The organism is Paraburkholderia aspalathi (genome assembly GCF_900116445.1).
Classification (GTDB): domain Bacteria; phylum Pseudomonadota; class Gammaproteobacteria; order Burkholderiales; family Burkholderiaceae; genus Paraburkholderia; species Paraburkholderia aspalathi.
The window spans coordinates 116,699-128,731 of sequence record NZ_FPBH01000010.1; the positions used below are offsets into that span (position 1 = coordinate 116,699).

Genomic DNA, 12,033 nt, shown 5'->3' on the forward strand with positions numbered 1-12,033 from the left:
TGAAATGGCAGTTTCCGGTGTGCGGAGGGAAATCCCATCAAAATTCAGCAACTGGCGGTTAAGTTCTTATAATTTTTGACAAACGTATCTCAATATGGCGCCGGATCAGCGTGGGTTTTTGCGCTCTTAGGGTAAGTCCCGTGCCCGTTCGAGCACGTGCAAGCTGACACGCACGAGGGTTCCGGCAAGCCGCGGGGAGGTTTGATAGACGTTATCGTCGATGCTCATCTCCCCGCCGTGCATCGTCGTGATCTCGCGGACGATCGCAAGCCCAAGGCCGCTGCCGTCGCCTTCGCGGCCGAGAATCCGATAAAAACGCTCGACTACCCGCGAGCGCTCGGCCACCGGAATGCCGAGCCCGGTGTCTTCTACTTCCAGATGCACGAGTCGCGCGGACACGTCGTGCCGCACCCGCACGGTGATCCGCCCGCCAGGCGGTGTGTAGCGGATCGCGTTGTCGATCAGATTCGACAGCATTTCCCGCAGCATCACCGGATTGCCGTCGACTTCAACCGGTTTTTCGGGCGCTTCATAACCGAGGTCCATCTGCTTGGCAAGCGCGGCCTGAACCCAGTCGCGCACCGCGCTGCGCGCTACTTCGGTCACCTCGACCGGCGTGAAAATCTGGCCCGACATCCGGTTCTCCGCGCGCGCCAGCGCCAGCAACTGGGTGACGAGGCGCGCCGCGTGCTCGGAGCTGGTGGCGATCTGTTCGAGCGAGCGGTGGACTTCCTCGGAGGCATCCTGGCGCAGCGCGAGCTCAGCCTGGGTGCGCAGGCCGGCAAGCGGCGTTTTCATCTGATGCGCGGCGTCGGCGATAAAGCGCTTCTGCAGTTCCATGTTCTGTTCGAGGCGCGTCAGCAGATCGTTGAACGACGTCACCAACGGCTCGATTTCCGGCGGCGCGCGGCGGGCTTCGAGCGGCGACAGATCGTCTGGGCGGCGCGCGCGAATATGCGCCTGCAGGGCGTGCAGCGGCGCGAGTCCACGCGACAGGCCGAACCACACCAGCAGGATCGCCAGCGGCAGGATCACGAACTGCGGCAGGATCACGCCTTTGATGATGTCGTTGGCAAGCTGGCTGCGCTTGTCGAGCGTCTCGGCGACCTGCACCAGCACCGGCTGGGCGCCGGGTGTCTGCGGAAACTCGACCGTCGTATAGGCGACGCGGATATCGTTGCCGCGCAGCACGTCGTCGCGGAATTCGACGAGACCCGGCGGCGGCCGGTCTTCCTCGTGCGGCAACGGCATGTCGCGCTCGCCGCCCACCAGTTCGCCGCGCGTACCGAGCACCTGATAAAACACGCTGTCGACATTGTCGGCGCGCAGAAAGTCGCGGGTGGAGTCGGGCAGCGACAGCTCCGCCACGCCGTTGATCGGATGGATCTGGCGGGCGAGCACGTAGGCGTCGGTTTCGAGCGCGCGGTCGAACGGGCCGTTGGCGATCGACTTGGCGACCAGGTAGGTGACCGCGAGGCTCATCGGCCATAGCAACAGGAGCGGCGCCAGCATCCAGTCGAGAATCTCGCCGAACAGCGAGCGCGGGCGCGCTTCGGCGGCGGCTTCGGTCTCGTCGGGCGGGGCGAACGGATTGGCGTAGCGCTCATCGCGCACCTCGTCGAGGTCCGCCGCGTGCGCCGTGGCGCGATCTGCGCGTGCGGACATGGAGATCCTCTATTTGAAGTGGTGGCTCGCGGGCATCGCGGCCGAGGAGGGCGAAGCGGGCGGCTCGGATTCGGCGGGCGGATTGGCGCTTGAGCTTACGTTCGCGTTCACGTTCGACGGCAGGGCGGCTTTCTCGAGGCAGTATCCGAGGCCCCGCACAGTAATGATGCGTACGCCGCTCGGCTCGATCTTCTTGCGCAGCCGGTGCACGTAGACTTCGATCGCGTTATTGCTGACTTCTTCGCCCCATTCGCACAGATGGTCGACGAGCTGTTCCTTCGACACCAGCCGGCCGATCCGCTGCAGCAGCACTTCGAGCAAACCGAGTTCGCGCGCCGACAGGTCGATCACCTGCTCGTTGACATAGGCGATCCGGCCAACCTGGTCGAACGACAGCGAGCCGTGCCGCACCACCGTCGGGCCGCCGCCCGCGCCGCGCCGGGTCAGGGCGCGCACGCGCGCCTCGAGTTCGTTCAGCGCGAAGGGTTTGGCCATGTAGTCGTCGGCGCCGAGATCGAGGCCTTTGACGCGTTCGTCGACGCTGTCCGCCGCCGTGAGGATGAGCACCGGCACGGTCGAGTTGCGGGCGCGCAGGCGGCGCAGCACCTCGAGCCCGGACATGCGCGGCAGGCCCAGATCGAGGATCAGCAGGTCGAAAGTTTGCATCGACAGGGCGGTGTCGGCCTCGACGCCGTTCTTCACATGATCGACGGCATAGGCCGATTGGCGGAGTGATCGAACCAGACCGTCCGCGAGTATGCTGTCGTCTTCGGCAATCAGAATTCGCATGGTGCGCAAGCCTGGCCTTGCCGGCACCTTGGGGTGTCCCCCCGGCGCACAGCGGTCTCCGAAAATTATTGTGGGTAGTTGGGCAGCGCGACAGTAAAAATGCGCGTTCGCATGAGAATCGCGCTTGCCAAAACTACTGTTTTTTTATACAGTGTCTGAGTTTCGTGTGCTGTCCGTGAAAACTGGGCTGCACATCTGCCTCAGACGCCGTTCATCATAGCAAAGGACGATTCATGGAAGAAAGCAAGAAAGGCTCGGCTGGACTGACTGCTGAAAAGAGCAAGGCACTCGCTGCCGCGCTTGCGCAGATCGAAAAGCAGTTCGGCAAAGGGTCGGTCATGCGGCTCGGCGCAGGTGAGGCGGTCGAAGATATCCAGGTGGTCTCAACGGGATCACTCGGCCTCGATATCGCGCTGGGCGTCGGCGGTTTGCCGCGTGGCCGGGTGGTCGAAATTTATGGTCCGGAGTCGTCCGGTAAAACCACGCTGACGCTGCAAGTCGTCGCCGAAATGCAGAAGCTCGGCGGCACGGCAGCGTTTATCGACGCGGAGCACGCGCTGGATATCCAGTACGCGGGCAAGCTCGGCGTGAACGTCAACGACCTGCTGGTTTCGCAGCCGGACACCGGTGAACAGGCGCTCGAAATCGCTGACGCACTCGTGCGCTCGGGCTCGATCGACATGATCGTGATCGACTCGGTCGCGGCACTCGTGCCGAAGGCCGAAATCGAAGGCGAAATGGGCGACTCGCTGCCGGGTCTGCAAGCGCGTCTGATGTCGCAAGCGCTGCGCAAGCTCACCGGTACGATCAAGCGCACCAACTGCCTCGTGATCTTCATCAACCAGATCCGTATGAAGATCGGTGTGATGTTCGGCAACCCGGAAACCACCACGGGTGGTAACGCGCTGAAGTTTTACGCGTCGGTGCGTCTGGACATTCGCCGGATCGGTTCGATCAAGAAGAACGACGAAGTGATCGGTAACGAAACGCGCGTGAAGGTGGTGAAGAACAAGGTTGCGCCGCCGTTCCGCGAAGCGATTTTCGACATTCTGTATGGCGAGGGCATTTCCCGTCAGGGCGAAGTCATCGACCTCGGCGTGCAGGCCAAGATCGTCGACAAGGCCGGCGCCTGGTACAGCTACAACGGCGAACGTATCGGTCAGGGTAAGGACAACGCGCGTGAATTCCTGCGCGAAAATCCGGACATCGCTCGTGAAATCGAAAACCGCATCCGCGAATCGCTGGGCGTGAATGCCATGGCGGAAGTGGCGACCGGTGCGGCCGCTGAAGTCGCGGGCGAAGAAGAGTAACCAGCACGTGATACGCAAGGGCCGGCCGCCGTCCAACGCTGGACACAACGCGGACGGCCCGCGTGACGGTGAGGACGATTCGTTCGAATCGTCGTCCTCTTCATCGACTTCCCGATCCACTCGGTCGTTTGGGCGGTCGTCGGGAAAGTCGTCTAGCAATTCATCCAGCAGTTCGTTCAGTCGTTCATCCGGTTCATCGTTCGGCAAATCTTCCGGAAGCTCTTTCGGGCGTTCCACTTCACGTTCGGCGCGTGATCCTGCCGGCAACGCTGCCCCCAGACGCTCATACACATCAGATCCCGATCCCTTTGCCGCAGCCGGCGAAGCCGATCCCTTCGAATCATTCGACGCGCACGATCGCGCCGCAGGTCGCCAGCCGCAATCTGATCCATCCGCGCAGGCTGACGCGGACCCGTCCGAAACCACCTATACCCGCTCGCGCCGCACGCCTGGCGAGGCGAAGCCGGAACAGGACGAGGCAAAAAAATCCCAACGTCCGGCCCGTTCGCTAAAAGGACGTGCGCTCGGCTATTTGTCCCGGCGTGAATACAGCCGCTCCGAACTGGCACGCAAGCTGAAGCCATTCGTCGAGGAAACCGATTCGCTCGATACCTTGCTCGATGCGCTGGAAGCCGAAAACTGGCTGTCCGACTCGCGTTTTGCTGAAAGCCTGATCCATCGGCGCTCGTCGCGCCTGGGCGCGAGCCGGATCGTCGGCGAATTGAAGCAGCATGCGGTGGACCAAACACTGGTCGAAGAAGCCAGCGCGCAACTGCGCGAAACCGAACTGGCGCGCGCCCAAGCCGTTTGGCGCAAGAAATTCGACCGGCTTCCCGAAACTGCCGCCGAGCGGGCCAAGCAGGCGCGCTTTCTGGCATCGCGCGGTTTCTCGGGCGCGACGATTGGCAAAATTCTCAAAGGGTTCGACGAGGAGTGATGCGGCGGCTAGCTGCGTCATCCCGTTTGGCGCACAGCGCGTGCCGCATACCTGTGCGCTTCCCACTTTGAGATAGCGTCTGCCGCGCTCTCCGGCCTGCTGGGTGGCCCTGCGCATTCCGGCCTGTCTCAAATACCCAGTATGCTAAAATTCGTGGGTTTTCCAATCCGGCCTTTCCTTCCCGCATGCCGCTCTCCCCGCCAGTATCCCGTCAGTTGCGCCATCGTCGCGCAATCAGAGCGGAAGCCTATGAGCGAGCCGATGGCCTGTGGGATGTGGAAGCGTGCTTGACCGACGAAAAACCGCGCGATGTGGTGCTTGCGTCGGGCGTCCGGCCCAATGGTCAGCCGATCCATGAACTCTGGCTTCGCATCACCATCGATCGCAAGCTCAACGTCGTCGACGCCGAAGCGTCGTCCGACTGGGTGCCCTATCCAGGGTTGTGCCAGGCCAGCAATCCCGCCTACCGTGCCCTCATCGGGCTCAATCTGTTCCACAACTTCCGTCGCGATGCTGCCCGTTTGCTGGCCGGCACGGCCGGCTGCACGCATCTCACCGAGTTGTGCGCGCTTTTGCCGACCGCCGCAATCCAGGCGTTCGCCGGCGACGTGTGGAACACCAATGAAGACACGCCGGGCGAAGCGGCGAGTTCCGGGACCGAGCAGTCCAGAAGCAAAGACAGCACAGACGAGCATTCCAAAAACAAACCGCCATTCCAGTTGGGACGCTGCCACGCGCTGCGTTTCGACGGCGAGGCGGTGCAACAGTTTTATCCGCGCTGGTATGGCCGCGCTCCGTATACAGCGGATCGCGCGGCATCGTCAGGCGACGGGGCAGCCCGCCAGACAGGTGAGGGCGGCAACGCGTCCGGCATGAACGACGGCAGCGGAAACGAAGTTCAATCCAACTCTCAGACTGAAGGGAATCACGCATGAAGATTCACGAGTACCAGGGTAAGGAAATCCTGCGGAAATTCGGCGTCGCGGTACCGCGCGGCAAGCCGGTCTTCTCGGTGGATGATGCGGTCAAGGCCGCGGAAGAGCTCGGCGGCCCGGTATGGGTCGTGAAGGCTCAGATCCACGCGGGTGGCCGTGGCAAGGGCGGCGGCGTGAAAGTCGCCAAGTCGCTGGAACAGGTTCGTGAATACTCGAATCAGATCCTCGGCATGCAGCTCGTCACGCACCAGACCGGTCCGGAAGGCCAGAAGGTGAATCGCCTGCTGATCGAAGAAGGCGCTGACATCAAGAAGGAACTGTATGTCGGCCTCGTGATCGATCGCGTTTCGCAGAAGATCGTCGTGATGGCATCGAGCGAAGGCGGCATGGACGTCGAAGAAGTCGCGGAAAAGACGCCTGAGCTGATCCACAAGATCGCCGTCGATCCGTCGACCGGTCTGAAAGACGCCGAAGCCGACGAGCTCGCAACGAAGATCGGCGTGCCCGCCGCTTCGCTGCCGCAAGCGCGCGCGATCCTGCAAGGCCTGTACAAGGCATTCTGGGAAACTGACGCATCGCTGGCCGAAATCAACCCGCTGATCCTGACCGGCGACGGCAAGGTCATCGCGTTGGACGCGAAATTCAACTTCGATTCGAACGCACTGTTCCGTCATCCGGAAATCGTCGCGTATCGCGATCTGGACGAAGAAGATCCGGCTGAAGTCGAAGCGTCGAAGTTCGACCTCGCCTACATCTCGCTCGACGGCAACATCGGCTGCCTCGTGAACGGCGCTGGCCTCGCAATGGCAACGATGGACACCATCAAGCTGTTCGGCGGCGAACCGGCGAACTTCCTGGACGTGGGCGGTGGCGCCACGACCGAGAAGGTCACGGAAGCGTTCAAGATCATGCTGAAGAACCCGAACCTGACCGCGATTCTGGTCAACATTTTCGGCGGCATCATGCGCTGCGACGTGATCGCGGAAGGCGTGATCGCGGCGTCGAAGGCCGTGTCGCTGAAGGTGCCGCTCGTCGTCCGCATGAAGGGCACGAACGAAGACCTCGGCAAGAAGATGCTCGCTGAATCCGGTCTGCCGATCATCGCGGCTGACAGCATGGAAGAAGCGGCTCAGAAGGTCGTCGCGGCTGCTGCGGGCAAGGCGTAAGCCAAACCCCCAAGCGCGTTTACCAGGATTACGAATGGCGGGGCGCGAGTGGCGCAACAGCGACGCGGGCGAGAACATTCCGCTTCGCGGCGCCACCGCATGACGCCAAACGAACAGAGGTCAATACATGTCGATTCTGATTAACAAAGACACCAAGGTCATCACGCAGGGCATTACCGGCAAGACCGGTCAGTTCCATACGCGTGCTTGCCGTGAATATGCAAACGGCCGCGAAGCGTACGTTGCAGGCGTGAACCCGAAGAAGGCCGGCGAAGATTTCGAAGGCATTCCTATCTACGCGAGCGTCGCTGAAGCCAAGGCTGAAACGGGCGCGACCGTGTCGGTGATTTATGTTCCGCCGGCAGGCGCTGCCGCTGCCATCTGGGAAGCCGTCGAAGCCGACCTGGATCTCGCAATCTGTATCACGGAAGGCATTCCTGTCCGTGACATGATCGAGCTCAAGGCACGCATGCGCGCAAAGAACAGCAAGACGCTGCTGCTCGGACCGAACTGCCCGGGCACGATCACGCCGGACGAACTGAAGATCGGCATCATGCCGGGTCACATCCACCGCAAGGGCCGCATCGGCGTCGTGTCGCGTTCGGGCACGCTGACGTATGAAGCAGTTGGCCAATTGACGGCAATCGGCCTTGGCCAATCGTCGGCAGTCGGTATCGGCGGCGACCCGATCAACGGTCTGAAGCACATCGACGTGATGAAGATGTTCAACGACGATCCGGAAACGGACGCCGTCATCATGATCGGCGAGATCGGTGGTCCGGACGAAGCGAATGCTGCTGAGTGGATCAAGGACAACATGAAGAAGCCGGTGGTTGGCTTTATCGCTGGTGTTACGGCGCCTCCGGGCAAGCGCATGGGCCACGCCGGCGCGCTGATCTCGGGCGGTGCGGACACGGCCGAAGCCAAGCTGGAAATCATGGACGCATGCGGTATCAAGGTCACGAAGAACCCGTCGGAAATGGCGCGTCTTCTGAAGGCGATGCTGTAAAAACGAAATTTGCGGCTCGTACAGCGCATTTTTTGATACGCTTACGAGATCCTTTCGTAAGCGTGCGATTCTAAAAAGCGGGGGAGTCTAGACTCCTCCGCTTTTTTATTGCCCGCGCGTCCGATTCCTTCTCATTCTTTCACTCATGCTCGAGTTCTTCGCCACGCTCCATTGGGGCGCAGTCATTCAGATCATCGTCATCGACATCCTGCTGGGTGGTGATAATGCCGTCGTGATCGCGCTTGCCTGCCGCAACCTGCCGCCTGCGCAGCGTACGAAAGGCGTGCTGTGGGGCACGGCCGGCGCCATCGTGCTGCGCGTCGCGCTGATTGCGTTTGCCGTGGCGCTGCTCGACGTGCCGTTGCTGAAATTCGCTGGTGGCCTGTTGCTGCTGTGGATCGGCGTGCGTCTGATGGCGCCCGCGCATGATGCCCACGAGAACGTCAAGCCGGCCGACAAGCTGATGTCGGCGATCAAGACCATCATCATCGCGGATGCCGTGATGAGTCTCGACAATGTGATCGCGATTGCCGGCGCGGCCGAGGCGGCCGACCCCGAGCATCGCCTTGCGCTGGTGATTTTCGGGCTGGTGGTGAGTATTCCGCTGATCGTGTGGGGCAGTCAGCTGGTGTTGAAGCTGCTCGACCGTTTTCCGATCGTCATCACGCTCGGCGCCGCGCTTCTCGGCTGGATTGCTGGTGGCCTGATCATCAACGATCCGGCAGGCGACCGTTGGCCGATCCTCGATACGCCGCTGGCCGAGTACGGCATGAGCATCGCCGGTGCGCTGTTCGTCGTGATCCTCGGGTATCTGCTCAAGCGCCGCAACGCGAGTCGCGCGGCGGCTTGACGCTGCTGGGCGAGCTGACCTGAACACCGCTGCTTCGGCGCAACGTTAGCCATTTGGCTGACTGTGTCGAATGCGCGCTGCTGGCTACGATTGAAACGCCTGTCCCCGACTCGAGGGGCAGGCGTTTTTCGTTTCAGGAGCCTGCCGATGACCGTTACTTTGCCGTATTCCCCTTTTTCCCAGTCCACGCCTTCGTCCCGGAACGCGTTCGAACGAGCGCGCTGGACCGTGCCGCTCGCTCGTGCCTGCCGCCGCTTCGGTTCCGGCTTAGGCTTCGGCTTTACGCTGATCGAACTGATGATCGTGCTGGCAATCGTCGGCGTGATCGCGGCCTATGCGATTCCGGCGTATCAGGACTATCTGGCCCGCAGCCGCGTTGGCGAGGGTCTCTCGCTGGCTGCCTCCGCGCGGCTTGCAGTGTCCGAAAACGCCGCCAGCGGCAATGCGTTCGGCGGTGGTTATGCGTCGCCGCCGGCCACCCGCAACGTCGAATCCGTTCACGTCGACGACGATACCGGGCAGATCACCGTCGCCTTCACGACGCGCGTCGCGCCTGCCGGGTCGAACACGCTGACCCTGGTGCCATCGGTGCCGGACAACGCCGACGCACCCACTGCGCGAATCGCCTTGAGCAAGGGCGCGGTGCAGTCGGGGGCGGTCACCTGGGAATGTTTCGCCGGTGGCAAAACAGCCTCCTCGTTGCCTGCGCCAGGCGCCGGGCCCGCACCAGCCGACACGCCTTCCTTGCCGTCGAATCTTGCACCGCCGGAGTGCCGAGCGTAAGCAATGGGGAGAAAGTTCGGGTGAGTTGTTATCCGAACGTAAAACACTGATTTTCGGGATATTTCAGCCCAGCCGGCGCACAGCAGGAGAATTTTTTTGTATAGTGCGCCGGTTGCTGACGCCCTCCCGGTTACTCGATGCCCACCCCATTTGCGCGCTACCTGTCTCTCATTCTGTTGGCTCTTGCGTTGGTGCTGCCTTATGCAGTCGCCAACCACACGTATCCGATTCCGACCTTCTACGCTGAATTCACGGCGCTCGCGCTACATCTGCTGACCGGCGCGGGCGTCGTGCTGCTGGTGTGGACGGCGAGGCCGCGCGTGACGTTTGCGTCGCCGATGGTCGCGCTGGTGCCGTTGCTGTTCGGATTGGTGCTGGTGGCGCAGTCGGTGCTGTTGCCGGTCTCGCAGCCGTCGATGAACTGGCTCGGCGGCGGTTACCTGCTCGCAGCATTCATGGCGACGCACGCGGGCTACGGTTTCACACGTGCCAAACTGAATGAGACAGCACTACGCTGGGCAGCCGGGGCACTCATCGTCGGTGGTCTGTTTGCGGTGTTTTGCCAGGTGATCCAGCTGTTTCACCTCGAGGTGCGTGTGTCGCCGCTGGTCGTCGCCTACAACGTGACCGTCGAGCGCCGGCCGTTCGGCAATATGGCGCAGGCGAACCACCTTGCCACCTATATCGCATTCGCGATGGCCGGTGCGCTGTTCCTCGTGCAGACGCGCCGCATTGCGGTCAGCATCTGGCTGCTCGTGTCGACGATTTTTGCCATTGGGCTTGCACTGACCGTGTCGCGCGGCCCCTGGTTGCAGATGGGCGTGATCGTGGTGGCGGGTTTATGGATGGCCTTCGCGCAGATGCGTAACCAGCCGCAGCTCCGCCGCAGCAATCGCGAATGGCTGATCCCGATCGGCTTGGCGGTGCTGTTCTTCGTCATCAATGCCTTGATCCGCTGGGCCAATGTGCACTATCACCTGGAGCTTGGGCAGTCGGCGGCCGAGCGTTTCAAGGACGCCGGCCAGATCGCCCCGCGCCTCGCGCTGTGGAAGTACGGCTGGACGATGTTCAAGGCGCATCCGCTGCTGGGCGTCGGCTGGGGCGAGTTTCCGAGCTACCAGTTCGAGTATGTGAAGTCGCTGGGCGGCGTCGAGATCGCCAATAACTCGCACGACATTTTCATCGACCTGCTCGCGAAGACGGGTTTGATCGGTCTTGCGATCGTTCTGTTCGGCCTGATTACGTGGCTGATTCGCGTGGTCCGCGCGCCGCAGAGCGCCGCGCGTGTGTTCGGCGTCGCGCTGATCGGCGTGCTGGTCATGCATGCGCTGGTCGAATATCCACAGCAGTACATGTTCTTCCTGCTGCCGGCGATGTTCGTGTTCGGTTTGCTCGAGACGCGGTCGCTGCGGCTCGTGCCTGGCCGCCTGTCGTTCGGCGCGTTTGCCGTGATCGTGTTCGGCGGGATCGCCGCGCTGTATCCGGTGTATCGCGACTACACGCGCGCCGAGGTGCTGTATTACGGTTCGCGGCCCGCCGAGCAGTATCGTGCTGATCCGTCGTTCCTGTTTCAGGCGTGGGGCGAGTATGGCCTTGCGACGTTGGAGCCGATGAATTCGATGAACCTGCAACACAAGCTCGATATGCACAAGCAGGCGATCGCGCTGCTGCCGGGCGAGACTGTGCTGCGCCGGTATGCGGTGCTGCAGGCATTGAGCGGCGATACGGCGGGGGCGTTCGATACCGTCGAGCGTCTGAAGATTTTTGCCCAGGAGTTGAAGGACTGGCCGTCGCAGTTGGCCTACGTGTATGAGCTGTGCGACGAACAGAAGACGCTGACCGGCTTCAAGGCGGAACTGGTCAAGCGCTATGGCATGCCGGCGGGCGACGTCAATCAGGACGACGACAGCGAAGACGATTGAGCCGCGCTGTCGTTCTGTAGCTTAGTAGCAGTAAAGCGGGGCGATGACGTTGCCCGTCATCAACCCGCCACCCAATCCCCCGATTTCCCGCCGTGCTTTTCCAGCACTTTCACATCGGTGATCGTCATGCCGCGATCCACCGCCTTGCACATGTCGTACACCGTCAGCAGTCCGACCTGCACGGCGGTCAGCGCTTCCATCTCTACACCCGTGCGTCCCAGTGTTTCCACTTGCACCGTGCAATGCACGCCGGGCAACGTTTCATCGAGCTCGAAGTCCACTTTCACGCGGGTCAGCGCGAGCGGGTGACATAGCGGGATCAGATCGGCGGTGCGCTTTGAGCCTTGAATCGCCGCGATGCGTGCGATCCCGATCACGTCGCCTTTCTTGGCGTTGCCGTCGCGGATCAGCGCGAACGTCTCAGGCAGCATGCGAATCGAGCCGCGCGCAATCGCGATGCGCTTGGTCTCCTGCTTGCTGCCGACGTCCACCATATGCGCCTGGCCGGCCGCGTCGAAATGAGTGAGTTCAGGCATGGTTGGGCTCCTTCAGAGGGCGCCTATCATAGCAGCGTGATTGGACGGGTCGAGATGATTACAATCACCGTATGCCCGCTATCTTAGTCCGAGCGGCGGGCGCCGCTTTTCGACTTCGTCATATCGACCTC

11 protein-coding genes are annotated in these 12,033 nt (G+C 62.1%); 8 read left to right on the top strand and 3 right to left on the bottom strand.

Features of this window, described 5'->3' with window-relative positions:
• Window positions 1-126 precede the first annotated feature (126 nt).
• Together BM438_RS17380 and BM438_RS17385 are read right to left on the bottom strand one after the other, a co-directional pair.
• Entirely contained in the window at window positions 127-1,665 is a 1,539-nt protein-coding gene (locus tag BM438_RS17380; protein ID WP_093635561.1) for a sensor histidine kinase, read from the bottom strand.
• A gap of 9 nt (window positions 1,666-1,674) precedes the next feature.
• Window positions 1,675-2,454 carry a response regulator transcription factor gene (locus tag BM438_RS17385; RefSeq protein WP_093635563.1) on the bottom strand — a complete coding sequence of 260 codons (780 nt, stop codon included), beginning with the start codon at window positions 2,452-2,454 and terminating at the stop codon, window positions 1,675-1,677.
• A 233-nt stretch (window positions 2,455-2,687) separates the two neighbouring features.
• On the opposite strand from BM438_RS17385, the gene recA reads away from it, so the two are divergent.
• The 8 genes from recA (at window position 2,688) to BM438_RS17425 (ending at window position 11,366) form a co-directional block, all read left to right on the top strand.
• Complete coding sequence (gene recA / locus BM438_RS17390; protein ID WP_054034441.1) at window positions 2,688-3,764, top strand: recombinase RecA; 1,077 nt, start codon at window positions 2,688-2,690, stop codon at window positions 3,762-3,764.
• Window positions 3,765-3,771: 7 nt separating this feature from the next.
• Complete coding sequence (gene recX, locus BM438_RS17395; RefSeq protein WP_425270739.1) at window positions 3,772-4,701, top strand: recombination regulator RecX; 930 nt, start codon at window positions 3,772-3,774, stop codon at window positions 4,699-4,701.
• Between the two features lie 185 nt (window positions 4,702-4,886).
• A complete protein-coding gene (locus tag BM438_RS17400) occupies window positions 4,887-5,636 on the top strand; it encodes a DUF2889 domain-containing protein (RefSeq protein WP_093635565.1) in 750 nt (249 codons plus the stop codon).
• Window positions 5,633-6,802, top strand: a complete 1,170-nt coding sequence (sucC, locus tag BM438_RS17405) for an ADP-forming succinate--CoA ligase subunit beta (RefSeq protein WP_054034438.1) — start codon at window positions 5,633-5,635, stop codon at window positions 6,800-6,802. Before BM438_RS17400 ends, sucC begins: the two co-directional genes overlap by 4 nt.
• A gap of 127 nt (window positions 6,803-6,929) precedes the next feature.
• Complete coding sequence (gene sucD / locus BM438_RS17410) at window positions 6,930-7,811, top strand: succinate--CoA ligase subunit alpha (protein WP_030101039.1); 882 nt, start codon at window positions 6,930-6,932, stop codon at window positions 7,809-7,811.
• A gap of 145 nt (window positions 7,812-7,956) precedes the next feature.
• Window positions 7,957-8,661, top strand: coding sequence for a TerC family protein (locus BM438_RS17415; RefSeq protein ID WP_093635567.1), 705 nt, complete (start codon window positions 7,957-7,959; stop codon window positions 8,659-8,661).
• A 147-nt stretch (window positions 8,662-8,808) separates the two neighbouring features.
• Window positions 8,809-9,444, top strand: coding sequence for a pilin (locus tag BM438_RS17420; RefSeq protein ID WP_093635569.1), 636 nt, complete (start codon window positions 8,809-8,811; stop codon window positions 9,442-9,444).
• 137 nt (window positions 9,445-9,581) lie between these two features.
• Window positions 9,582-11,366 (top strand): PglL family O-oligosaccharyltransferase, encoded by a 1,785-nt coding sequence (locus BM438_RS17425; protein WP_093635571.1) that lies wholly within the window; start codon window positions 9,582-9,584, stop codon window positions 11,364-11,366.
• A gap of 59 nt (window positions 11,367-11,425) precedes the next feature.
• On the opposite strand, the gene moaC is transcribed toward BM438_RS17425, so the two are convergent.
• The gene (gene moaC / locus BM438_RS17430; RefSeq protein ID WP_093635573.1) at window positions 11,426-11,902 is read right to left on the bottom strand and encodes a cyclic pyranopterin monophosphate synthase MoaC; all 477 of its coding nucleotides are present in this window, start codon (window positions 11,900-11,902) and stop codon (window positions 11,426-11,428) included.
• Window positions 11,903-12,033 lie beyond the last annotated feature (131 nt).